The 22009-nt window shown below is 67.2% G+C and carries 22 protein-coding genes and 1 tRNA gene; 5 read left to right on the forward strand and 18 right to left on the reverse strand.

Features of this window, described 5'->3' with window-relative positions; translation table 11 throughout:
- Nucleotides 1–12: 12 nt before the first annotated feature.
- From AC4D14_RS04010 to AC4D14_RS04065, 12 genes are all read right to left on the reverse strand, one after another.
- Nucleotides 13–1995, reverse strand: coding sequence for a helix-turn-helix transcriptional regulator (locus tag AC4D14_RS04010; RefSeq protein ID WP_490900276.1), 1983 nt, complete (start codon nt 1993–1995; stop codon nt 13–15).
- Between the two features lie 134 nt (nt 1996–2129).
- Nucleotides 2130–2525 (reverse strand): FKBP-type peptidyl-prolyl cis-trans isomerase, encoded by a 396-nt coding sequence (locus tag AC4D14_RS04015; RefSeq protein ID WP_490900277.1) that lies wholly within the window; start codon nt 2523–2525, stop codon nt 2130–2132.
- A 36-nt stretch (nt 2526–2561) separates the two neighbouring features.
- Nucleotides 2562–3497 carry an FKBP-type peptidyl-prolyl cis-trans isomerase gene (locus AC4D14_RS04020; RefSeq protein ID WP_490900278.1) on the reverse strand — a complete coding sequence of 312 codons (936 nt, stop codon included), beginning with the start codon at nt 3495–3497 and terminating at the stop codon, nt 2562–2564.
- Between the two features lie 125 nt (nt 3498–3622).
- Nucleotides 3623–4984, reverse strand: coding sequence for a Pup--protein ligase (gene pafA / locus AC4D14_RS04025; RefSeq protein ID WP_490900279.1), 1362 nt, complete (start codon nt 4982–4984; stop codon nt 3623–3625).
- A complete protein-coding gene (gene prcA, locus AC4D14_RS04030; RefSeq protein WP_490900280.1) occupies nt 4984–5712 on the reverse strand; it encodes a proteasome subunit alpha in 729 nt (242 codons plus the stop codon). Before prcA ends, pafA begins: the two co-directional genes overlap by 1 nt.
- Nucleotides 5713–5715: 3 nt before the next feature.
- Nucleotides 5716–6531 carry a proteasome subunit beta gene (prcB, locus tag AC4D14_RS04035; protein ID WP_490900487.1) on the reverse strand — a complete coding sequence of 272 codons (816 nt, stop codon included), beginning with the start codon at nt 6529–6531 and terminating at the stop codon, nt 5716–5718.
- Nucleotides 6532–6537: 6 nt separating this feature from the next.
- Nucleotides 6538–6738 (reverse strand): ubiquitin-like protein Pup, encoded by a 201-nt coding sequence (locus tag AC4D14_RS04040; protein ID WP_490900281.1) that lies wholly within the window; start codon nt 6736–6738, stop codon nt 6538–6540.
- 31 nt (nt 6739–6769) lie between these two features.
- Nucleotides 6770–8416: a depupylase/deamidase Dop gene (gene dop, locus AC4D14_RS04045; RefSeq protein WP_490900282.1), complete on the reverse strand. Its 1647-nt coding sequence runs from the start codon at nt 8414–8416 to the stop codon at nt 6770–6772.
- A complete protein-coding gene (arc, locus tag AC4D14_RS04050) occupies nt 8413–10176 on the reverse strand; it encodes a proteasome ATPase (RefSeq protein ID WP_490900283.1) in 1764 nt (587 codons plus the stop codon). The genes dop and arc overlap by 4 nt, the downstream gene beginning before the upstream one ends.
- Nucleotides 10177–10316: 140 nt before the next feature.
- Entirely contained in the window at nt 10317–11381 is a 1065-nt protein-coding gene (locus AC4D14_RS04055; protein ID WP_490900284.1) for a tRNA (adenine-N1)-methyltransferase, read from the reverse strand.
- A gap of 89 nt (nt 11382–11470) precedes the next feature.
- Nucleotides 11471–12634 (reverse strand): site-2 protease family protein, encoded by a 1164-nt coding sequence (locus AC4D14_RS04060; protein WP_490900285.1) that lies wholly within the window; start codon nt 12632–12634, stop codon nt 11471–11473.
- On the reverse strand, nt 12631–13392 hold the full coding sequence (locus AC4D14_RS04065) for an HAD family hydrolase (protein WP_490900286.1): 762 nt from the start codon (nt 13390–13392) through the stop codon (nt 12631–12633). Before AC4D14_RS04065 ends, AC4D14_RS04060 begins: the two co-directional genes overlap by 4 nt.
- A 139-nt stretch (nt 13393–13531) precedes the next feature.
- Here AC4D14_RS04065 and AC4D14_RS04070 point away from each other — a divergent pair, with 139 nt between their 5' ends.
- The gene (locus AC4D14_RS04070) at nt 13532–14389 is read left to right on the forward strand and encodes a PAC2 family protein (RefSeq protein ID WP_490900488.1); all 858 of its coding nucleotides are present in this window, start codon (nt 13532–13534) and stop codon (nt 14387–14389) included.
- Nucleotides 14390–14468: 79 nt separating this feature from the next.
- On the opposite strand, the gene mshC is transcribed toward AC4D14_RS04070, so the two are convergent.
- The gene (gene mshC, locus AC4D14_RS04075; protein ID WP_490900287.1) at nt 14469–15752 is read right to left on the reverse strand and encodes a cysteine--1-D-myo-inosityl 2-amino-2-deoxy-alpha-D-glucopyranoside ligase; all 1284 of its coding nucleotides are present in this window, start codon (nt 15750–15752) and stop codon (nt 14469–14471) included.
- 71 nt (nt 15753–15823) lie between these two features.
- The gene (locus tag AC4D14_RS04080) at nt 15824–16648 is read right to left on the reverse strand and encodes an undecaprenyl-diphosphate phosphatase (RefSeq protein WP_490900288.1); all 825 of its coding nucleotides are present in this window, start codon (nt 16646–16648) and stop codon (nt 15824–15826) included.
- Nucleotides 16649–16698: 50 nt separating this feature from the next.
- Here AC4D14_RS04080 and AC4D14_RS04085 point away from each other — a divergent pair, with 50 nt between their 5' ends.
- Nucleotides 16699–17634 carry an aldo/keto reductase gene (locus AC4D14_RS04085; RefSeq protein ID WP_490900289.1) on the forward strand — a complete coding sequence of 312 codons (936 nt, stop codon included), beginning with the start codon at nt 16699–16701 and terminating at the stop codon, nt 17632–17634.
- Nucleotides 17635–17639: 5 nt separating this feature from the next.
- Here the strand turns inward: AC4D14_RS04085 and AC4D14_RS04090 are convergent, their stop codons facing one another.
- A complete protein-coding gene (locus AC4D14_RS04090; protein ID WP_490900290.1) occupies nt 17640–17963 on the reverse strand; it encodes a hypothetical protein in 324 nt (107 codons plus the stop codon).
- 41 nt (nt 17964–18004) lie between these two features.
- On the opposite strand from AC4D14_RS04090, the gene AC4D14_RS04095 reads away from it, so the two are divergent.
- On the forward strand, nt 18005–18238 hold the full coding sequence (locus tag AC4D14_RS04095) for a DUF5703 family protein (RefSeq protein WP_490900291.1): 234 nt from the start codon (nt 18005–18007) through the stop codon (nt 18236–18238).
- Here the strand turns inward: AC4D14_RS04095 and AC4D14_RS04100 are convergent.
- Nucleotides 18235–19404 (reverse strand): acyl-CoA dehydrogenase family protein, encoded by a 1170-nt coding sequence (locus AC4D14_RS04100; RefSeq protein WP_490900292.1) that lies wholly within the window; start codon nt 19402–19404, stop codon nt 18235–18237. The two genes, AC4D14_RS04095 and AC4D14_RS04100, sit on opposite strands and share 4 nt — an antisense overlap.
- Nucleotides 19404–20705, reverse strand: coding sequence for a M20/M25/M40 family metallo-hydrolase (locus tag AC4D14_RS04105; protein ID WP_490900293.1), 1302 nt, complete (start codon nt 20703–20705; stop codon nt 19404–19406). Before AC4D14_RS04105 ends, AC4D14_RS04100 begins: the two co-directional genes overlap by 1 nt.
- Before the next feature lie 227 nt (nt 20706–20932).
- On the opposite strand from AC4D14_RS04105, the gene AC4D14_RS04110 reads away from it, so the two are divergent.
- Nucleotides 20933–21016: transfer RNA gene (locus AC4D14_RS04110), tRNA-Leu, on the forward strand.
- 147 nt (nt 21017–21163) lie between these two features.
- Nucleotides 21164–21553, forward strand: a complete 390-nt coding sequence (locus tag AC4D14_RS04115) for a hypothetical protein (RefSeq protein WP_490900294.1) — start codon at nt 21164–21166, stop codon at nt 21551–21553.
- A 94-nt stretch (nt 21554–21647) separates the two neighbouring features.
- Here AC4D14_RS04115 and AC4D14_RS04120 read toward each other — a convergent pair whose 3' ends face one another.
- Entirely contained in the window at nt 21648–21998 is a 351-nt protein-coding gene (locus AC4D14_RS04120) for a hypothetical protein (protein ID WP_490900295.1), read from the reverse strand.
- Nucleotides 21999–22009: the final 11 nt, after the last annotated feature.

The raw sequence follows: 22009 nt of genomic DNA on the forward strand, positions 1-22009 counted from the left end.
CCTCAGTCTAGTTCAGGCGTAGTTCGCCAGCGCCGCCTCGAGCCAGGCCTCCGTCCCGGTGCGCAGGTCCCGTGGTTCGACCACTGCCGCGGCACCGCCGAGCCCGGCAAGCAGGCCGGGGAGCCATGCTGTTGAACCCGCGCGCAGGACCGCACCGAGGCTGCCGTCGGGCAGTTCCTCCGTCCTATCGGCTGTGTACTGCTCGGCAACCCATCCGGCCGGCGGTCGCAGGAGCAGCGTGATCTCCCGGTCGGCGGCCGACGGTCGGTAAAGCTCCCCCGCCGGGCCCTGCCCCTGGCGCTCCACGTCCACCCGCCCTGCAGAGGCCGGGTGGTTGGTCAGGCTGGCGCTCTGGATGCGGTCGAGGCGGAAATTGCGCATGCCCGCGGACTCGATGCACCACGCTTCGACATACCAGTGGTCGCGGTGGGAGAACGCGCGGACGGGCTCGATCAGCCGCCGGGTGATTTCATCGCGGGCCGGCACCAGATACGACAGCTCGACCTGGAGCCCCCGGCTCAGCGCCTCCTGGAGCACCTCGAGGGTCGGATTCACCTCATCCTCGCTCAGCTTCGCAGCGACGACGGTGCCCATCCTGGCCGCGCTTCCCGCCGCGGCGGTCAGCTTCGCCTGGGCTCCGAGCAGGGCGTCGCTGTCGACAAGCCCCGGAAGGTCGCGCAGGGCCTGCAGCCCGACGAGGAGGGCGCTTGCCTCATCCATGCCGAGGCGCACCGGGTGGGAAAGGTTCGCCGCATTGCTGAGGAAGATCCGTCCGCCTTCGACGGAGACGTCGATCAGCTCGTCGGGGTAGTAGCGGGGTCCGCTGACGAAGAGCAGGTCGAGGTCCCGTGTCAGCTGTGCCTCGGTGACCCCGAAGCGTTGCGCCGTGGCGGTCAGCTCGGCCCCGGGGTGGGCCAGGAGGTAGGGCACGAGGTCAAGCAGGCGCAGCAGGTGGTCCTGCGCGGAGGCCTTGCGCCGCGGCGGGTGGTTCGGGTCCGCGGAGAAGGTGATGTGTTCGGGGGCGGTGCGTGCGGCGTCGAACGCGCCCTGCAACAGGGTCCGCACGGCGTGCGCCAGGTCCGTCGGCTCGACGACGGCGGTGCTGGCCCCGAAACCGGCGATCTCGGCGGCAAGGAGCGCCTGGTCCGCGTACCGGACCTCGAGCCGGTCCCAATCCTCGCCGGTTTCCATAACTCTGGTGCCCCGGCGCACGCGCAGCAGGTTGCAGGTGCCGGGCCGGGCGAGCAGGACAGCCGATGACTCCTCATCACGGCGCTTAAGCGAGGAAAGGGCAGCGTTGATGTCGAAGGACTCGGGTACGTCGAAGGTGCCCTGGAGCGTGCGCGGCACCGATGTCATCCGGGACAGGCGGAAGAACCTCTCCTGTTCGCGGACGGTGTCGAAGCCCACCAGGTACCAGTGCCCGAAGCGCGAGCCCATCCCCCACGGGAGGACGGTCCGGTTTTCGTCGCGTCCCGTGCTGGCCGCCCGGTAGCCGAAGGTGAGGGGACGCCGCTGCGCCAGGGCATGCCACACCTCGTCCCAATAGGGATCGCTTGTCTGGATGCGCGGCTGGATGGGCAGCGGTGCCGGCGTCTCCGAGGCGAGGGTGCGGGTGCTCAGCTTCCGGATGGCGCGCGAGGCCGCGGAATCGAGCGCCGCCGAATCCCACATGCCGGCGGCAAGGCTCAGCAGCGTGTACTCGGCCGGGGTGAAGCTCACGCCGGACAGCCGGTACTCCTCGGCGTTGATCCGGTAGCGCTGGACGGTGTTGTCGGTGTCGAAGACATGATCGTCGCTGAAGGCCTCAAGCGGAATGCCCTGTTCCCGGAGCATTGCCTTGTCGCGGTCGAACAGCTTCTCGCGGGCCGCGGTGGTCGGAGCCTCGCGGTACAGCTCGATCTCCTCGAACAGTTCCTCCTTGCTGAAGCCCCGTTTGCTTGAGAGCAGCAGGATGACGAGGGTCAGGAGTCGTTCGGTTCGTTTAGCGGACACGGTGGATACCTTACCGCCCGGGTGCGCCCGGGCAGGACAGGGCGGGCCCTCCCGGCGGGAATACGCGAAAGTGCCGCGCCCCGTGGTGTGGGGCGCGGCACTTTCGCGGTGGTGCAGTGGCGGGGTGCTGGCCCCTAGCGCACGTCCAGCAGGTCAACGACGAAGATCAGCGATTCGTTCGGCCCGATGGCCGAACCGGCGCCGCGCGCCCCGTAGGCCATGTCGGAGGGGATTTCGAGCCGGCGGCGTCCGCCGACCTTCATCCCGAGCAGCCCCTGGTCCCAGCCCTGGATGACCTGCCCGATGCCGACGCGGAAGTCCAGCGGTGCGCCGCGGTTCCAGGAGGCGTCGAACTCCTCCCCCGTCGAGAAGGCGACACCAACGTAGTGGGTCGACACGGTGTCGCCGGCCTTGGCGGCCTGCCCGTTCCCCTCGATCAGGTCCTCGATGACGAGCTCGGTCGGAGCTGCGTGGGCGGGGAAGTCGATCTCGGGCTTCTGGCGGTCGAACTCGCGCTTACCGAATGACATGGGGCTCCTTCGCGTTGGTGATGGGTGTGCGGACCGCTACTTGGCAGCGGTCTTGGCTGTGATTTCGATGTAGAAGACCAGGGTGCCGGACGGCCGGCCCTGCGGTGCCGGGTCTCCGTACGCCCACGGGCCGGGAATGACGAGGAGGACCTTCGAGCCGACCTTCTGGCCGCTCAGGCCTTCGGTCCACCCCTTGATGACTCCGGTCAGCGGGAACTCGGCGGGCTCGCCCCGTTCGAAGCTCGAGTCGAACTGCTTGCCGTCCTCCCAGCGCCAGCCGCTGTAGTTGGCGGTGATGCTGTCGGACTCCTTGACGACTTCCCCGGTGCCTTCCTTCAGCACCTTGACGACGAGGTCCTTGGACGGGTCGTTCTTCGGGATGGTGACCTTGGGCACGCCCTTGTCGTCGAACGTGAACTTGGGCAGCTCTCCGGCCTTGTCGAGCTTCTCGACCTCTTCTGGAGCCAGGGTCTTGGGCTCGGGCGCGGCGTCCTTGGCGGAGAGGACCTTCAGCACGATGACCTGCTGCGGCGTCTCCGGCTGGCCCTCGACGGGCTCCATGGGGCGCGTGTATGCCACCTGCGAGCCGACGTTCGTTCCAACGAGGACCTCGTAGAGCTCGGCGTCGGCCTTCTTCAGTTCGTCATTGACCGGCAGCGGCTGGGGCTCCCCGGATGAGTAGGTCTCGCCAACTGTGCTTCCGTCTTCGGCATTGAGGAAGATGGCGTTGAAGGTGATCTGCTGACCTGCCTCGATGGGATCGCCGTCGCCTTCGACAACGGTCTTCACGGCAGGGCCGGTGACCTTGAGGGGGGTCTCGAATTCAACCTTGGGCGCTTCCTCGTCGGATCCGCCGGTGACCTTCAGTGAGTCGAAGATCCCGGCTTCGCCGGCGGAGCGGCCCGTCGTCGATCCGCCGCACGCCGTCAGCACGAGCAACAGCGGCAGGAGGATTAAGAGTATTTTTCGCACAGAACTTCTTTCACTGGAATTATCGGTAGTTCAGGCGGCGCCGAACAACAGGCCGCATCAAGCCTAACGGGTCGGTGCGGCCCGTTTCTCCCGTCCGCCGGATTTCGTTACAGGACGTGTCGGCCTCAGAGGTGTTCAAGCAGCGCGTCGACGCGCTCGTCAACCGACTTGAAGGGGTCCTTGCACAGGATCGTCTGCTGGGCCCTGTCGTTGAGCTTGAGGTGCACCCAGTCAACCGTGTAGTCGCGGTTGGCTTCCTTCGCCCTGCGCACGAACTCTCCGCGCAGCCGGGCCCGGGTGGTCTGCGGGGGCGTGTCCATCGCATCCTTCACGACGACGTCCTCAACCACGCGCACGGCCTCGCCGCGGGCCTGGAGGAGGAAGAACAGGCCGCGGGTACGCGAGATGTCGTGGTAGGTGAGGTCGAGCTGGGCGGCGCGCGGCGAGTCGAGGTCGCCGCCCTGCCGGGTGAGGTAGCGGTCGATGAGCTTTTTCTTGATCGCCCAGTCCACTTCGCGGTCGATGCCCGAGGTGTCTCCCGAGGCGATGGCGTCGAGGGTGCGCTCCCACAGGCTGAGGATGGCCGGCACGTGGGGCGTGTGGGCGCCGTGGCTCTCCACGAACGCGGTGGCGCGGGCAAGGTATTCGCGCTGCATCTCGAGGGCGGTGATCTGCCGGCCGTTGGCCAGTTTCAGCAGCTGGCTTCCGGTGAGGTCGTGGGAGATCTCGCGGATGCTGCGGATCGGGTTCTCGAGGCGGAAGTCTCTCATCATCGCACCGGCTTCGACCATGCGCAGGATGAGGTCGACGGAGCCGACCTTGAGCCGGGTGGTTGTCTCCGACATGTTTGAGTCACCGGCGATGATGTGCAGGCGGCGGAAGAACTCGGCGTCGGCGTGCGGTTCATCGCGGGTGTTGATGATCGGGCGCGACCGGGTTGTCGCCGAGGAGATCCCCTCCCACAAATGGTCCGCGCGCTGCGAGAAGGCGTACAGGGACCCGTTCTGGGACTTGAGCACCTTCCCCGCCCCGACCAGCAGCTGCCGGGTCACAAGGAACGGGATGAGGATGTCGGCGAGCCGGGCGAACTCCAGCTTGCGGGGAATGAGGTAGTTCTCGTGGCTGCCGTAGGAATTGCCCGCGGAATCGGTGTTGTTCTTGAACAGGTAGATGTTGCCGTTATAGCCTTCGTGGCTCAGCTTCCGCTGGGCTTCGACAACAAGGTCCTCGAGGATGAGCTCACCGGCCCGGTCCTGGGCAATGAGCTGGGCGAGGTCGTCGCACTCGGCCGTCGCATACTCCGGGTGGGAGCCGACATCCAGGTACAACCGTGCACCATTGGTGAGGAAGACGTTCGAGGAGCGCCCCCAGCTCACGACCTTGCGGAAGAGGTAGCGTGCCACCTCTTCGGGCGAGAGCGGCCGGGAGTTGGGCCCTGAATAGGAAATCCCAAACTCCGTTTCTATGCCAAAAATACGACGGTCCATCAGCGGGAACCTTCGGGGGAAGCGAGCATAGATTCAAGCTCGGATGCGATGATGCGGCGGAACGCCCTGTGGCTCCCGCGGGAAGTCTCCGGGTCGCGGTCAAGCACCGCTACTTCGAGGAGCCCCGGTCCGAGCCGGTTGCCTCCCCGCCCGTCGGCGCCGTCCTGCTGCAGCGAATCCACTGCGGCCCGGACGGCCTCGGGGAACGTCAGATCCCCCGACCACTTGTTCCTGAGCAGCTCCACGACGGTCTCGGCGGCGCCGCCCATCACCACGAACCCGGTCTCGTCGGCGATCGACCCGTCGAATGTGAGCCGGTACAGGTGGTCCGCCGCGGGGAGCTCCCCGACCTCGGCGACCACCAGCTCCACCTCGAACGGTTTGCTTTCGGCGGTGAACACCGCGCCGAGGCTTTGGGCGTAGACGCTTGCCAGGCCCCGGGCGGTGACGTCTTCGCGGTCATAGGAATACCCGCGGACATCGGCGTAGCGCACTCCCGCCTGCCTCAGGCTCTCGAACTCGTTGTACTTGCCGACGGCGGCGAAGGCGATGCGGTCGTAGATCTCCCCCAGCTTGTGCAGCGACGGCGAGGGGTTCTCGGCCACGAGCGCGATGCCGTCCCGACAACTCATGACAATGACTGAACGCCCCCTGCCGATGCCCTTCCGCGCGAAATCGGCGCGGTCCTTCATCAGCTGTTCCGGCGATACGTAGAACTGCTGTGTCATCGTCTACGCCTCCCGTCCAGCGATTGAGCGGCTCGACAGGACCCCGAGCGCAAACGTCTCGAGTTCCCGGTCCGCGACCTTCCGCGCCCCGGCGCCGCTGACCGTGTAGACAACGGGCCACAGCTGCCGGACGACGTCGGGGCCACCGGTGGCCGAATCGTCGTCGGCGGCGTCATAGAGCGATTCGACGGCCACCCGGATGGCTGTGTCCTCATCAAGGTTCGGTTTCCACAGCTTCTTCAGGGCGCCGCGCGCGAACGCCGATCCTGATCCGACGCTGTGGTGCTCCTGTTCCTCGTACCGCCCGCCCGTGACGTCGAAGGAGAACAGGCGCCCTTCCCGCCGGACCGTGTCGAATCCGGCGAACAGAGGAACCACGGCAAGGCCCTGCAGCGCCATCGGCAGGTTCTGCCGGACCATCGCTGCGAGCCGGTTCGCCTTTCCGTCGAGGCTCATCCGCGTTCCCTCGATCTTTTCGTAGTGCTCAAGCTCAACCTGGAACAGGCGGGTCAGGTCGAGCGCGATGCCGGCACTGCCAGCGATGCCCAGGACGGAGAACATGTCGGCCGGAAACACCTTTTCAATGTGCCGGCTGGCAATGACGTTGCCCATCGTGGCGCGCCGGTCCCCCGCCATGAGCACGCCGCCGGCATAGGTCAAGGCCACAATCGTTGTGGCGTGCGGGGCCAGGGCGCCGGCCGAGGCCGGAATGTCTACCCGGGTGCGGGAGGCGAGCAGGTCAGGATGATGTCGGCCCAAATGATCGGTGAAGGACGTTGCCGCTGCCCTCGCGATCGCCCCTGCTGCGTCTTCCGGCATCATCCGCTACTGGCCACCCTTCTGGACGAAGCCCCTCACAAATTCTTCGGCGTTCGATTCAAGCACGCCGTCGATTTCATCGAGGAGGTCATCGACGCCCTCTGTCTGCGAGGTGTCCTGCCCGGCGGCGGCGGGCAGCGGCTCTGGCGTGCTGTCCTCCTGCTCCTCAGGACGTGTTTCCGTGGTCTTGTGATCCTGTGTTGCCATGATGAGCACCCTCCGGTTTGTTGTGCTGATTCTATGGTGCCACGCGGGGTTCGGCCCCGCTCAACAATCGTGTGAGGAAGTCCTCAGCACTTGCCGACTCGGCAAAAAGCCGCTCGGTGAGCTGCGCCGTGCCCCGCAGCGGCTCCCGCGTCTGCACCCGCTGGAGGCGGTTCTGGTTGGGAAGCTCGAAAATGATCGAATCCCAGCTGGCGCCGACCACTTCAGCGGGAAACGTCGCGATGCATTTGCCCCGGAAGTATGCCCGGGTGTCGCGGGGCGGTTCGGACATCGCGCGCTCCACCTGCGCGCCGGAAACCAGCAGCTCTGCCTGGCCACGCTGGGCGAGCCGGTGGTAGATGCCCTTGCTGGGGCGCAGGTCGGCGTACTGCAGGTCGATCAGGGCCAGCCGGTGGTCCCCCCACGCCAGGGAGTCGCGCTCCCGGTAGGCCTGGAGGATCTTGAGTTTGGCCACCCAGTCGACCTGCGCCGAGGCCGACATCGGGTCCCGGCGCAGGAGGTCGATCAGCGAACCCCACCGGTCGAGCACGTCCCGGGTCTGCCCGTCGGCACCCGGGACGCACGCCGCCGCGGCGGCGCCGTGGTAGATCTCCTGCAGATCGAGGGCCGTGACGTTCCTGCCGTCCGTGAGCTGGACGGTGGCCGTGAGCGTGGGGTCGTGGCTGATGGTCTGGAGGGCGCGGACGGGTTCGGCGAGTTCCGGCACCGGTGCGCTGCCGCGTTCGATCAGGGACAGCACGAGCGCCGTCGTGCCGAGTTTGAGGTAGTTCGAGACTTCGTTGAGGTTGGCGTCGCCGATGATCACGTGAAGCCTGCGGTACTTCTCCGCGACGGCGTGCGGCTCATCGCGCGTGTTGATGATCGGCCGGCGCACGGTGGTCTCGAGACCGATCTCGTTTTCGAAGAAGTCGGCGCGCTGGCTCACCTGGAACCCGGGCTCCTGGTGGGCCGCCCCGATTCCCACCCGGCCGGCGCCGCAAAGAACCTGCCGGGAGACGAAGAACGGAATGAGCGCCGCGGCGAGGTTCCCGAAGGGGACGCTGCGGGGTACGAGGTAGTTCTCGTGGGAGCCGTAGGAGACGCCCTTGTTGTCGGTGTTGTTCTTGTACAGGTGCACCGGTGAGAAACCGGGGGTGGCGGCGATGCGCTCCATGGCGGCAAGGGCCACCCGGTCCCCCGCCCTGTCCCACAGCACGGCGTCGAGCGGGTTCGTCACCTCCGGGCTGGAGTACTCGGGATGGGCGTGGTCGACGTAGAGCCGCGCCCCGTTGTTCAAAACCAGGTTCATCAGCACGGCCGGGTCCTGGAGGTCGGCACCGTCGTCGAGCGCCACCTGCTCGGCCGTGAGCACGGGAGGCTCGTCGGTGAGCTGCGCCGGAGGCACCGACGCCCGGTCGACCAGCCAGCCCCGCGCGTCGGCAAGGGGCGCTTCGTCGGTGTAGTCCCACCTGGTTCCGGCCAGGTTGCCGAGCCCCTCCCGAAGGGTCGCGGCGTAGGCGTTGACCACCTGGGAGGAGAGCATCGTCGGGTTCGCCGCGGGAAGGCCGGGGGCGATGATCCCGTACTCCGTTTCCGTGCCCATGACCCGGTGCACCGAAACCTCGCCCGCTGTGGTTCCCGCCAGGACGGGCGTGGACGAGGTGCCCGAGGTTGTGGTCATAGATACTGGCCGGTGTTGGCGGCAGTCTCGATCGCCTTGCCGGGCTCCTGGCCCGCCTTGCCCTGGACGATCGTCCTGATGTAGGTGATGCGTTCGCCTTTCTTGCCGGAGATCCGTGCCCAGTCATCGGGGTTGGTGGTGTTCGGCATGTCCTCATGCTCGCGGAACTCATCGACGACAGCGCGCATGAAGTGTTCGATGCGCAGGCCCTTGCTGCCCTCAAGCAGGAGGTCCTTGATCGCGTACTTCTTAGCCCGGTCCACCACGTTCTGGATGACCGCACCCGAGTTGAAGTCCTTGAAGTAGAGCATCTCGGTGTCCCCGTTGGCGTAGGTCACCTCGAGGTACTCATTCGACTTCTCCGTGGAGTACATCTTTTCCACCGTGCGCCGGATCATCTCCTGGACGGTGACCGCCGCATTGCCGCCGTACTCGGCGAGGTCGTCGGCATGGAGGGGCAGGTCTTCGGTGATGTACTTGGCGAAGATCTCCGCCGCACCTTCGGCGTCGGGCCGCTGGATCTTGATCTTGACGTCGAGCCGGCCCGGACGGAGGATCGCCGGGTCGATCATGTCCTCGCGGTTCGAGGCGCCGATCACGATCACATTCTCGAGTTTCTCCACGCCGTCGATCTCGCTGAGCAGCTGGGGCACGATCGTTGTCTCGACGTCGGAGGACACCCCGGTGCCGCGGGTGCGGAAGAGGGAGTCCATTTCGTCGAAAAACACAACGACGGGGCTGCCGTCCGAGGCCTTCTCGCGCGCGCGGGAGAAGATCAGCCGGATGTGGCGTTCGGTCTCCCCCACATATTTGTCCAGCAGCTCGGGGCCCTTGATGTTGAGGAAGTAGCTGCGGATCTGCTCGGTGCCCGACCGCTCCGCAGCCCTTGCGGCGAGGGAGTTGGCCACGGCCTTGGCGATCAGGGTCTTGCCGCACCCCGGCGGGCCGTACAGGAGGATTCCCTTCGGCGCCTTCAGGCCGTGCTCGCGGTAGAGGTCGGGGTGGAGGAAGGGCAGCTCGACGGCGTCACGGATCTGCTCGATCTGCGGGCCGAGGCCCCCGATGTCCTCGTACCCGATGTCGGGCACCTCCTCCAGCACGAGGTTCTCGACCTCGCTGCGCGCAACCTTCTCAAGGCCGTAGCCGGACTTCGTGTCGACGGCGAGGGCGTCGCCGACGCGGATCCGCTGGGTCTGCAGGGGGCCGCTCAGCCGGATGACGCGCTCGTCGTCCGTCCTGCCGACCACGAGCGCCCGGTCGACGCCGAGCAGCTCCTTGACCGTGACGATCTCGCCGGCCCGCTCGTAGCCGAGGGCGGCAACGATCGTCAGCGACTCGTTGAGCAGCACCTCCTGCCCAGCGGAAAGCTGGCGCACATTGATCAGCGGGCTCACCGTCACGCGCAGCTTCCGCCCGGACTGCAGGATGTCCGCTGTGTCCTGCACCGTGGCCTGCGTTGTGGTTCCGGGCTCGGCCGCCTGCTGGGCGTTGACCTGGATGACCGTTGCGAAGCTGAACGGGGCCGCGCCCTCCTTTTCGAGGGCGGCCTTGAGCCTGATGATTTCGGTGCGCGCCGACTCCAGCGCTGAGACGAGGCGCGTGTTGTTTTGCGTGGCCGAGGCTAGCTGCCTGTCGATGTGCCGCAGTTTGTCCCGCAGCACGTTGAGCTGGCGCTGGGCCACAGCGTACTCGCCCGGCGTCGGCGCGTTCACCTGCCCGGGTCCGTCGGGACGAGAAGCGAAGTTTTCAGATTCCGACATAGCGTGTCGCCACCTTCAATTCGGCATACCTATGAATCGACCATAGCGCAGGCAAAGGCGCTGGGAACGATCGTTGCACTTTCAAACGTCTCGATTGCAATGTTCGTTTCCTTCGCGCCCGATTTTCCTCCCGGGTCGGCTCAGGAACCGGTCGGGTTTTCCGCGTCGCGCCGCGCCTGGGCTTCCTCGGGAGGAAGCGCGCCGCGCTGGATGGTCGAGGCGGCGTCGCGGGCAACACGCCGCAGGCGCTTGTCGGACACCTCCCGCTCCCCCACGGCCTGCGGGGTCCAGGCGTTGAGGTCCGCCTCGCTGAAATCTGTTTTCGACGGGCGCCGCTTCTGAATCAGGCCTGTCGCCCCGTGCGCCAGGCGCCGGGTTGTCAGGAGGAAGCCGGTGTGGGCAACCATGCGGTGGTCCGGACGCACGGCCAGGCCTTCGAGGTGCCAGCCGCGCACCATCGACTCCCAGGCCTCGGGTTCGGTGAACCGGCCGTCGGCCCGGATGGCTTCGGCAGTGCGCGACAGCTGGGTCACCGTGGCAACGTAGCTGATCCACACCCCGCCGGGCGCCAGGACGGTTCCAACGGCGTCGAGGCACTCCCAGGGCGCGAGCATGTCGAGCACCACCCGGTCCACGCTGCCGGGTTCTTCCTTTTCGACCACCTGGTCCTGGAAGTCGCCGAGGGAGATCTTCCAGGCGGGGTGGGGTCCGCCGAAGATGGTTTCGACGTTGCCCCTGGCGATGTCGGCGAATTCCTCGCGGCGTTCAATCGAGTGGAGGTAGCCCGAGTCGCCGACCGCGCGCAGCAGTGAGATCGAAAGGGCGCCGGATCCGACACCGGCTTCGACTACCCGGGCGCCCGGGTAGATGTCGCCCATTGTGATGATCTGGCCGGCGTCCTTGGGGTAGACCACTGCAGCCCCGCGGGGCATCGAGAGCACGAAGTCGGACAGCAGCGGGCGCAGCGCCTGGTAAAGCTGCCCCGTGGTGTTGGGAAGGACGGTCCCCTCGGGCTGCCCGATGACCTTGTCGTGGAGCAGGAACCCCTTGTGGGTGTGGAAGGCGCCGCCCGGGGTGAGCGTGACGGTGTTCATCCGACCCTTTTCGTCAGTGAGCTGGACCCGCTCCCCCGGACGGAACACGCCCCTCCTGCTCGCTGCGCCGTGGGGTCCGTTCCCGGCAGGGAGTTCGGCGGGTGTGTTCATTTTCGAGTGATCCTTCGCGTTGAGGTGATGCTGCGACGTGCAGGTCGTGCTGAGACGTGTGTCTGGTGCGGGCCGATCGGGCGGGCGGGTCAGGGCCGGCCCGGGGTGCGCCTGCCTGTGACGGCGTCGATGGCGGCCGAGCGGTGAAGCAGGCCGGTGACCCTCCCGCGGGGGTCGATGACGGGGAATTCGTTGCCTTCGAGCCGTGCCAGCAGCTGCATGAGCTGCTCTCCGGCGGCGGACTCGGGAACGATCGAACCGGCGGGAAGGGGCCGTGCGGCCGCCGCTGCCGGGGTGCCGGCCGCCGCTGCCGCCGGCACGTCGCCCAGTGCCACCGGGTCGACGACGGCGTCCGCCCCACCCCCGGCTCCGATCAGGATCACGGCGGCGTCGGGGCGTCCCGCAAGAAGCTGGCGGACATGGTTCACAGGGGTGGCGGCGGGAACCGCGAAAGCGGGTTGCTTGAGCCGGGCGGCGCTCACCTCGGGCAGCCGCAGGCGCATCCTGGCGATCGTGATCGCTTCTCCTGCTCCGGACCACATGACCGCACCGGCAATCACTGCCACGATGATGAGGGGCAGGGACGGCGCCTGTCCGGCAAGGAACGGCACGCCGAGCACGACGGCGAGAATCAGCACGACGATGAGGCGCCCGGCCCAGCCCGCGGCGATGGTGCCCTTCTCCTGGCTGCCGGTGGCCTTCCATACCGCCGATTCGACGAGCCGGCCGCCGTCCAGCGGCAGCCCGGGGAGGAGGTTGAACGCTGCAAGGAGCAGGTTCGCCCAGAGGAGGATGTTCGCGAGCAGCTGGGCCACCGAGAACGGCTCGGTGAGGGTGAGGATCCCCCAGCTGACCACCGCGAGGACAAGGTTCGCCGCGGGCCCGGCAAGGGCAACGCTCAGTGAACGGCCGGGCGAGGCGCTGAACGTTTCGAACTGGGTGTGCCCGCCCCAGAGGTTCAGCACGATGCGGGTGGTCGGCCAGCCGAAGGCCCGGGCGGTCAGGGCGTGGGCAAGCTCGTGGATGAGGACCGACAAGGCGAGCAGCAGGGCGTAGGCGAGGGCGACGCCGTAGGCGCCGACGCCAAGTTCCGGGAAGTTCAGCGCAACGCGCGGTCCGAAGAAGAGCGCGATCGCCGCCGTGATGAGGAACCAGGACCATGTCAGGACGATCGGGATTCCCGCGATCCTGCCCAGGGAGACCCCCAGCTTCTGGCTGCGGCGTCCCGGCCCGGTGGGGGCCGCGGCGTTCATTCTCCGGGCTCCGGTGTGGATGCCCCGCCGGAGACCAGGGAATCCAGGTCCCGGAGCGTCCTGCCCTCGAGGGTGGTCCAGTCGGTGCGCCGAGGGTCTTCGGGCAGCGGCACGAAGTGTGGCACCGCAAGCGTCACAACCCCGGCACCGAGGGCCGAGGTCACCCCGGGGAGCGAGTCTTCGATGGCGACGACCCGTTCCTTGCTCAGGCCGGGGGTGCGCTCGGCAAGGCGTGCGAACGCCGTGAGGTAAGCCTCGGGGTGGGGCTTGCCGTGCGTAACGCTGTCGCCGGTGACGAGGAGGTCGAAGGTGCCCTCGGGCAGCTGGGCCTGCACCTCGGAGGCGAGGGCGAGCTCGGACATCGTCACGAGGGCGCAGGGAACGCCGTTGAGGCGGAGTTCTTCAAGCAGCTCCCGGGCTCCCGGGCGCCAGGGGACCTGACGGCGGACCTTCTGCACTACCACGCCGGTGAGGTGGTCGATGATTTCCCGCACGGTCAGCTGAACGCCGGCCTGCTGGAGGAGTCCGGCCGAGAACGGCAGGGCCTGCCCGACGAGCGCCTTGGCCTGCTCGGGCGACCAGGTTCCGCCGTGGGCCCTGACGATTTCCATTTCCGCTTCGATCCAGTACGGCTCCGTGTCGACGATTGTTCCGTCCATGTCCCACAGCACGGCCTGAACGGCGGCACGGGATCCCGGATCGGCTCGGAACGGGCGGGGGCGGGCGTCGACGGCGGTCGGGGAAGCAGGGGTGGCCATGTCCCAAGTCTACGGCGGGTACGGGGGCGTCTCCTGCGGCTCCGCTGTCCGCGAAGCACTCGCGCGGTGACTGACATGTCCGCTCACTGAGGTTTAGGGTGAAGAAGTGAACACCTTCGACGACAGCCAGCCGCACGGCGTGCGCGACCTCTTTCAGGACGACGCGAACCCCGACCGGCGCGTCACCATCATGCTCGCCGCGTTCGAGGGGTGGAACGACGCCGGCGAAGCGGCAAGCGACGCCCTGCGGTTCGTGGGCCGCTATCTTGGCAGCGAGAAGATTTCGACGATTGACGCCGACGAGTTTTACGATTTTCAGTTCACCCGCCCGATGATCAAGCGCAACGCCGCTGGGCAGCGGAGGATCAAATGGCCGACGACGAAGATCAGCCGGGCGCCCGTGCCCGGTTCGAACGTCGACCTCATCCTCGTTCACGGCGTCGAGCCTTCCTACAAGTGGCGTGCCTACACCGCCGAACTTGTCGCCTCAGCGAAGGAGCTGAAGGTCGACTGCATCGTCCTGGTCGGCGCACTGCTTGCCGACGTCCCCCATTCGCGTCCGATTCCCGTGACCGTTACTTCCGATGACGAGCTGCTGCGCGAGGGCCTCGAGGTCGAGCCGTCAACCTACGAGGGTCCGATCGGGATTGTCGGGGTGCTGGCGGAGGTGGGCCTGCTCGCCGATATCCCGACGATGTCCCTCTGGGCGGCCGTGCCCCATTACGTGGGGCAGTCGCCGTCGCCCAAGGCCCAGCTGGCGCTGCTGAACCGGCTTGAGGAACTGCTGCAGGTCAACCTGGAGACGCAGGTGCTCAGCGAGGAGTCGGAGGCGTGGGAGCGCGGCGTTGACGAACTCGCCACCGAAGATCCCGAGGTGGCTGCGTACGTGAGGCAGCTCGAGGAGGCCAAGGACACGGTGGACCTGCCCGAGGCCAGCGGCGAGTCGATTGCGCGGGAGTTCGAGCGCTACCTCAAGAAACGCCGGCGCGAGCAGTAGCTGCCGGACTCCCGGGGCGGCGCGCCGGTCCCGCCGTCGTCTTCCGGAGCCGCCTTGCGCCTGGAGGCGCGTTCCGTGCCTACAGGCGGATGCCGAGCAGGGCGTCAAGCGCCTCGGCGGTTGCCCGGGCACCGTCGGCGGTGCCTGCCGGGAGACCGGCTGCCGCAGCCGTCTCCGCCCACCGGTCTACCGCCCGCAGCGCTTCGGGAGCGTTGAGGTCGGCGGCAAGCGCGGCCCGCAGGTCCTTAATCAGGGTCTCGGTCGATGCGGCGGTCGAGGTGCCCAGCGCCCGGCGCCAGGCTCCGAGGCGCGCCGTGGCCTCCTGCAGCACCTCGTCGGTCCAGGACCATTCGGAGCGGTAGTGGTGATTCAGGATGGCGAGGCGGATCGCCGCAGGCTCAACGCCGTCGTTCCGCAGCTTGGAGACGAGCACGAGGTTCCCCCGAGACTTGCTCATCTTCTCGCCGTCGTATCCAACCATCCCCGAGTGGGCGTAGTGGCGCGCCAGGGGAACACCGGCGCTCGCGGAGGCGTGTGCGGCGCTCATCTCGTGGTGGGGGTAGATGAGATCGGATCCGCCGCCCTGCACCGTGAAGGGGGAAGGGAGGAACCGCTGGGCGATGACCGAGCATTCGACGTGCCAGCCCGGACGTCCCTCGCCGAGGCTTCGGCCTTCCCAGCTCGGTTCACCGGTCCGGGCCACACGCCACAGCAGCGGGTCGAGGGCGTGCTTCTTCCCGGACCGCTCCGGGTCTCCGCCGCGTTCGGCGAACAGTCGGACCATCTCGTCTTCGGCCAGGTTGGAGACCTGCCCGAGGAACCACAGGGCGTCGTCCTTGCCGTGCATGGCCGAGGCCGCCGCAACCGAGAAGTAGATGTCGCCGTCGGGCTCGCCGTCGGAGCCGGGCACGGGGTAGGCAAGGCCGGCGTCGCGGAGTGCCTCGACCACCGGAACGATCCAGTCGATTGCCTCGACCGCCCCGACGTAGTGGTCCGGCGCGAGGACGTTGAGGGCTTCCATATCGGTACGGAACAGTGCGATCTGGTCTTCGGCCAGATCCCGCCAGTCCACACCGGTGGCGGTGGCGCGTTCAAGCAGCGGGTCGTCGACGTCGGTGACGTTCTGCACGTAGCTGACGGTTGCCCCGGTGTCCCGCCAGACGCGGTTCAGGAGGTCGAACGCGACGTAGGTGGCCGCGTGCCCGATGTGGGTCGCATCATAGGGGGTGATTCCGCACACATAGAGGCTCGGATTGTCCTCCTGCGGCAGCGGGATGACGCGCCCCTGGGATGTGTCGTACAGTTCGATGCCCGACTGCTGGCCGGGAAGGTCCGGGACGGGGCTGGAGTTCCACGCAATCACCCTTCTACCTTACGTTCTCGCGGCGCCTGCCCGGCACAGGCCGTCTGCGTCGCGCAGGCCGGCGGACCGGCTCAGGCGCTGATGACGTTGGTCCCGAGCAGGGTGAAAAGCACGAGGCCGAGCCCGATCCGGTACCAGACGAAGAGTCCGTAGCTGCGGGTGGAGACGAACTTCAGGAACCAGCCGATGATGGCGAAGCCGACACCGAAGGCGATCACCGTGGCAAGTGCGGTCTCCCCCAATCCATAGGGACCCTGGTTGTCGAAGCTCTTGACCAGCTGGAAGATGCCGCTGCCGAAGACCGCAGGTACGGCAAGGAGGAAGGAGTAGCGTGCGGCCGCTTCGCGGGTGTAGCCCATGAACAGTCCGGCTGTGATGGTTCCACCCGACCGCGAAACGCCGGGGATCAGGGCCAGCGCCTGCGCGAATCCATAGAGGATCCCGTGCCGGTAGGTGAGCCGCTGGAGGTCCCGGGTCTGCCTGCCGACGGCGTCCGCCACCGCGAGGATCAGCCCGAAGACGACGAGCATCGTCGCAACAAGCCACATGCTGCGGAACGTGCTTTCGATCTGGTCCTGGAACAGCAGGCCAAGGATCACGATCGGGAAGCTGCCCAAGATCACCAGCCAGCCCATGCGGGCGTCCGGATCCTGCCGGCTCACCTTGCCCGTCAGTGAGCCGAACCAGGCGCCGACGATGCGGACAATGTCACGCCAGAAGAACACGATGACGGCGGTCTCGGTTCCCAGCTGGGTGATGGCGGTGAAGGCGGCACCCGGGTCCTGCGCGTTGGGCAGGAGTTCTCCGGCGATGCGCAGGTGGGCGCTGGAGGAGATGGGCAGGAATTCCGTAAGGCCCTGCACAAGGCCCAGGATGGCGGCTTCAATCCAATTCACATGTATAGACCCTAGAGCAACCTTCTCGGCGCAGGCTTTAGGCTTGCTGTATGCAACGGCGAAACGTGGGAATCAGCGGCCTGTCCGTCTCGGTGCTCGGCCTCGGAACGATGGGCTGGGGGCAGGAGGTCGACGACGAGACCGCACGCGAGCAGCTGCGGCTCTTTGTCGACGCCGGCGGCACCCTCGTCGAGTCCGCCGCGCGTTACGGCGAGGGCCAGGCCGAGGCGATGCTCGGCGGACTGATCGGAGACGTCGTCGCCCGCTCGGAGCTCGTGCTGAGCGTCCAGGGCGGGGCAACGCGGGCGGGAAGCCGGACGGCTGACTCGTCACGGCGAGGGCTCCTCGATTCGCTCGACGCCTCCCTGTCGCGGCTTGGAACCGACCATGTGGATCTGTGGCTGGCGCCGGCCCCGGACGCCAAGGTGCCGCTCAATGAAACTCTCAGCGCCCTCGAAGCCGCCTACGTGTCGGGGCGGGCCCGGTATGTGGGCGTTTCGAACCATGCCGGGTGGGAATTCGCCCGTGCCGCGGCAACCGCCGGGTTCCCGATCGTCGCGAATGAAGTCGAGTACTCCCTGCTCAGCAGGGGCGTGGAGCGGGAGGTGGCGCCGGCAGCCGCCGCGGCCGGTGCCGGCATCCTGGCCTGGGGGCCCCTGGGGCGGGGCGTGCTGACAGGGAAGTACCGCGGGCGGGTGCCTGCTGATTCCCGCGGAGCTTCGGACGTCTGGGCGCCCTACGTCGAGTTCTACCTCGAGGGCAGGCCGCTGCGCGTCACCGACGCCCTGTGCACTGCCTCACAGGGCCTCGACCTGCAGCCCCATGAACTGGCCCTTCGCTGGCTTCTGGGCCGGCCGGTGGTTGCCGCTGCCGTCGTTGGCGCTAGGACGGCCCATCAGCTCAAGGAGCTGCTGGCGACCGAGATCAAGCCCGTTGCCGGCCAGATCACCGACGTCCTCGATGAAGTGTCCGCTCCGGCGAAGTAGTCCGATCAGCGGTCGTTGTCAACCCGCTCTTGAACGGGTTCCTCGTCCAGAACCGGTTCTTCGTCCAGCTCCTCGTCCGACACCTCGTCGAGGTCGTCCTCCGACAGCTCCTCGGCGTCCTCATCGGACTCATCGTAGATTTCCAGCGGCGTGACCTCGCCGTGTGCTTCGTACAGTGCTTCCTCGTACGCTTCGAACGCGTCGGCCACGGCCAGGTACGCCGCTTCAACCGCCGGATCGTCGTCCATTCTCCGCGAGGCCGACGCCGCGAGGTGCTCCTCAAGGGCAGTCACAAGGGTCTGGAGCGCGACACGCGGATCTAAGCTCATGGGTTAGACGTTATCGGTAAAGTGGTGCAAATTGGAGGGATATGCGCGAACAATTTCTCAACGCAACCACGGTGCGCAAGCGCGATTTCGCCCGCCAGTACGAGTACCTCGTCTTGACGGTCAATGCCCGCGAACCGGTGTCCGCTGCCCGGAAACTCCTCAGCGAGCACGCCGAATACGGCAAGTGGGAACTTGAGCGCAGCTGCATTTTCCTCGGCGGAGGACGCCGTTACTGGCTCCGCCGGAAAGTCCTTCGCGTCGAGCGCACGGCCTAGCGCTCCAGCGGTCCCAGCCAGGCTGTCGCCACTGTATTGAGCGCCGAGTCTTCGGACGAGGGGTGGAACCGCCCGGCCAGTGCGTCGCGGTGGAGCCGCCCGATCTCGCTCGTTGCCGCGTAGCCGGCACCTCCCGAAACCGAAAGTCCCATGTCGGTCAGCCTCCGTGCTGCTTCAACGGCGTTGGTCTTCAGGCCCACCAGTTTGGCGAACCAAAACGGCCCATGGTCGGTCACCGCGTCAAGATCCGTTGTGACAGCCCGCAGCTGCGCATCGAGGGCATCGAGGCGCATCGCACCTTCGGCTATGCGCCGGCGGACCAGGGGATCCTGGGCATGCGTAAGGCCGTGCTGGTGCGAAGTGCGGCGGTTCGCGGCCTCGACCGCCAGCTGCAGCGCCCGGTCGGCGATCCCCGTGTAGACCGCGGCGATCAGCGTTTCGAACGCTGCGAAGAGCGCAAAGATCATGGGATCCGCGTTCGGGCCAACCGGCAGGTGCCGGAAGATCCGCGCTGCCGGAACGTGCACGCCCTCGAGGCGGGTGGTGTTGGACTGGCTGGCGCGCATCCCCAGCGGATCCCAGTCCTCGACCACTGTCACCCCGGACGTCCCGCGCGTCACGAAGCCATGCACGAGGGTGTCGTCCCCACTGGCTGACCCGGTCGCCTTCCCGAACACCCCGAGACGCGTCCAGGCTGGTGACAGGCTCGTGAAAATTTTGGTACCGGTGAACGTGTACGAGCCGTCGGGCTGTGGGTCTGCCCGGGTGAGGGAATCGAACAGCACTGCGTCATTGCCTGGCTCGGAGAGGCCGAAGGCAAACACCTCGCCGGCGGCGGACTCGTCGAGGATGAATTCCAGTGAGGGGTCTCCGCGGTCGCTGAGGAGCTTGGCGACTGCTGTCCACACCAGGTGCATGTTGATGCCCAGCGCCGTCGCGGGGGCTGCCGCGGCGAGTCGGCGCTGGGCCGCGGCGGCCTGCACCATCCCCGCTCCCGAACCGCCTGAGCCGGCCGGGCAGAACAGGCGCAGGTAGCCGGCGGCGGCGAGGTCGGCGAGGTCCTCGGTGAAGAACGCGTTGCGGCTGTCGTACTCCTGCGCCCGCTGTCGGACGGCCTGCAGGAGCGAGTCGGGGAGCAGATCCTCCTCGAGGGTTGGCGGGACCATCAGTAGGTGCTCAGCAGCCGGGTCAGGACCTTCGCCCCGAAGCGCAGCGAGTCGGCAGGCACGCGTTCGTCGACTCCGTGGAACATGCCGGTGAAGTCAAGCTCATCGGGCAGCTGCAGCGGAGCGAATCCGTACCCCGTGATCCCGAGGCGGCTCAGCGATTTGTTGTCGGTTCCGCCGGAGAGCGTGTAGGGAAGGACCTTTGCCTCGGGATCCTCGCTGTGCAGGGCATCGATCATCGAGTCCACGAGGTTCCCGGCGAACGGCACTTCCAGGGAGACGTCCTTGTGCTCGTAGGAGACCTCCACACCCTCCCCCGCCAATTCCCGCACTATCTCAAGCACCTTTTCCTGCTGCCCGGGGAGTGTCCGCACGTCGACCAGGGCCTCGGCAGTGCCCGGGATGACGTTGTGCTTGTAACCGCTTTTCAGCATCGTCGGGTTGGAGGTGTTCTGGAGGGTTGCTCCGACAAAGCGCGCCACCGTTCCCAGTTCGGCGAGGAGGCGTTCGGGGTTGCCGGGGTCGAATTCGACGCCCGTCAGTTCGGTCACGCCGTCGAGGAACTGCCGGGTGGTCGGGGTCAGCTCGATCGGCCACTTGTACTCGCCCACCCGCGCCACGGCACGCGCGAGCCGGGTTACCGCATTGTCGGTGTTGATTTGCGAGCCGTGCCCGGCGCGCCCGTGCGCGACGAGCCGCAGCCAGGAAATGCCCTTCTCCGCCGTCTGCAGGAGGTAGGTCCGCTGCCCACCGATTGTGGCCGAGAAACCGCCAACCTCGGAGATGGCCTCGGTGGCGCCGTCGAACACCCCGGGCTTATTGTCGACCAGCCACGACGCCCCATACTTGCCGCCGGCTTCCTCGTCAGCGAAGAACCCGAAGATCAGGTCGCGCTTCGGGCGGGTCCCACTGCGCTGCAGGTGCCGAAGCACGGCAAGGATCATGGCGTCCATGTCCTTCATGTCGACGGCGCCGCGCCCCCAGATCAGGCCGTCGCGTTCCTCCCCGCCGAATGGGTCGGCGCTCCAGTCCTCCTTCTGGGCGGGAACGACGTCGAGGTGCCCGTGGACCACCAGGGCGGGCAGCGACGGGTCGGTTCCCTCCATGCGGGAAATGATCGAGGCCCGGCCGGGAGCCGCCTCATAGATTTCGGTCGCGAGGCCCGTCTCTTCGATCAGCCCGGCGGTGTACTCCGCGGCGGCCCTCTCCCCCGGCCCGGCATTGTCTCCGAAGTTTGAGGTGTCGAACCGGATGAGCTCCTGGCAGATCCGTACGACTTCGTCTTCGGGTTTGATGCTCATGAAGGTCCTCCTCGGTGGCGGTAGCTCCCCCAAGCCTACCGAGCGCCCAACGCCGCGGCCGGAGCCACCCCGGGGGCAGCCGACGCGGCGGGAAGGAAGGCCCGGAATTCCGCCTTCCACCCGGCTGCCGGGGCCGGGTGGAACGCCTCGATTAAACGGTTCGGCATATCTCGTGTTAGAGTTTTTTTCGCCGCTTTCGACGGTTTTCAACCGGAAAAAGCCCACCCGCGCGGGTGGCGGAATGGCAGACGCGCTAGCTTGAGGTGCTAGTCCTCTTATTGAGGGTGGGGGTTCAAGTCCCCCTCCGCGCACAGTGAAAAGCCCCGGATCTCCGGGGCTTTTCTGTTTTAACGGTTTCCTCCGCGGGAGGAGGCGGATGTACGCAGGCGTACCCCTGCCGCTATGGCGAGGCTGCCTGTCCCGTTCCTTTCCGGCGGCGTCCCTGCGAGGATGGGGACATGGGGGAAACAGGGAAGATCGTGAGCGCCGGCGCGCTCATCGCCGTCCTTGCGGCGTGTTCGTTCAACTACCTGTCGGAGGACGCCAAGCGGGAACTGCGCGATGGGTCAACTCAGTATCAGCAGGCGATCCTCGCCGACCTGCACGTCACCGAAGCCGAGTACCGGGGCGCGGTTGCCGAGGCCCATGCCTGCGTGGCCGCGGCAGGTATGACGGTCGAGCCGGTACGGCAGATGGATGACCAGCAGCTGGGCTTTGGCTCCTCCTATAGCGGGGACCAGGCGGCCTCGGATGCTCTGCAGGAGAAGGCCACTCGTTGCCAGGAGGACCACCTTGGCGCCGTCGGCCGAGTCTGGGTGTCGCAGGGCGACAAGCTCACACCGCAGTAAATCCCGGCGCGGCCTGGGAGTCATGATGGACGTTTTGCCCCGCGTTGATTCGTCGCGAATGGGCCCGGCGCGGCCGGAGGACGTACCCCGCCAATCAGGTGCCTGGCGGGTTCATGCTGACCCAGGTCACCGTGCCGTCGAAGGTCCGCCCGGCACGGTTCAGAAGACCGGTGATGAGTTCCTCGATCAGCGTCTGCCGGACCGCGTATTCGACCCACTCACCGACCGTTGCGGGATCCCAGGCCTGCCAGGACGGCGAGTCGGTCGTGTCCGGGTGCACGATCCGCACGCCGTACAGCAGCGGGTCATGCTCCCAATGGAAGAGGATTTCGAGGCTTCCCTCCGCAGCTGCGACGTCTCCGATGCGAAGGTCAAAGCCCCCGACCGGGACCCGGAAACACTCCCAGGCTGCGGCGACTAATTCCCGGGGCGCGATGTGCTTCATGGAGTTAGGCT

Source organism: Arthrobacter sp. TJ-254 (assembly GCF_058269175.1).

Excerpts from the sequence above, each read along its gene's own strand:
- AC4D14_RS04095 (WP_490900291.1), top strand. The coding sequence starts at position 18,005 with ATGCGCGAACAATTTCTCAACGCAACCACGGTGCGCAAGCGCGATTTC.
- AC4D14_RS04060 (WP_490900285.1), bottom strand. The coding sequence starts at position 12,634 with ATGAACGCCGCGGCCCCCACCGGGCCGGGACGCCGCAGCCAGAAGCTG.
- AC4D14_RS04065 (WP_490900286.1), bottom strand. The coding sequence starts at position 13,392 with ATGGCCACCCCTGCTTCCCCGACCGCCGTCGACGCCCGCCCCCGCCCG.
- AC4D14_RS04115 (WP_490900294.1), top strand. The coding sequence starts at position 21,164 with ATGGGGGAAACAGGGAAGATCGTGAGCGCCGGCGCGCTCATCGCCGTC.
- AC4D14_RS04090 (WP_490900290.1), bottom strand. The coding sequence starts at position 17,963 with ATGAGCTTAGATCCGCGTGTCGCGCTCCAGACCCTTGTGACTGCCCTT.
- AC4D14_RS04055 (WP_490900284.1), bottom strand. The coding sequence starts at position 11,381 with ATGAACACACCCGCCGAACTCCCTGCCGGGAACGGACCCCACGGCGCA.
- dop (WP_490900282.1), bottom strand. The coding sequence starts at position 8,416 with ATGACCACAACCTCGGGCACCTCGTCCACGCCCGTCCTGGCGGGAACC.
- AC4D14_RS04040 (WP_490900281.1), bottom strand. The coding sequence starts at position 6,738 with ATGGCAACACAGGATCACAAGACCACGGAAACACGTCCTGAGGAGCAG.
- arc (WP_490900283.1), bottom strand. The coding sequence starts at position 10,176 with ATGTCGGAATCTGAAAACTTCGCTTCTCGTCCCGACGGACCCGGGCAG.
- prcA (WP_490900280.1), bottom strand. The coding sequence starts at position 5,712 with ATGACACAGCAGTTCTACGTATCGCCGGAACAGCTGATGAAGGACCGC.
- AC4D14_RS04015 (WP_490900277.1), bottom strand. The coding sequence starts at position 2,525 with ATGTCATTCGGTAAGCGCGAGTTCGACCGCCAGAAGCCCGAGATCGAC.
- AC4D14_RS04085 (WP_490900289.1), top strand. The coding sequence starts at position 16,699 with ATGCAACGGCGAAACGTGGGAATCAGCGGCCTGTCCGTCTCGGTGCTC.
- AC4D14_RS04120 (WP_490900295.1), bottom strand. The coding sequence starts at position 21,998 with ATGAAGCACATCGCGCCCCGGGAATTAGTCGCCGCAGCCTGGGAGTGT.
- AC4D14_RS04105 (WP_490900293.1), bottom strand. The coding sequence starts at position 20,705 with ATGAGCATCAAACCCGAAGACGAAGTCGTACGGATCTGCCAGGAGCTC.
- prcB (WP_490900487.1), bottom strand. The coding sequence starts at position 6,531 with ATGCCGGAAGACGCAGCAGGGGCGATCGCGAGGGCAGCGGCAACGTCC.
- AC4D14_RS04100 (WP_490900292.1), bottom strand. The coding sequence starts at position 19,404 with ATGGTCCCGCCAACCCTCGAGGAGGATCTGCTCCCCGACTCGCTCCTG.
- pafA (WP_490900279.1), bottom strand. The coding sequence starts at position 4,984 with ATGGACCGTCGTATTTTTGGCATAGAAACGGAGTTTGGGATTTCCTAT.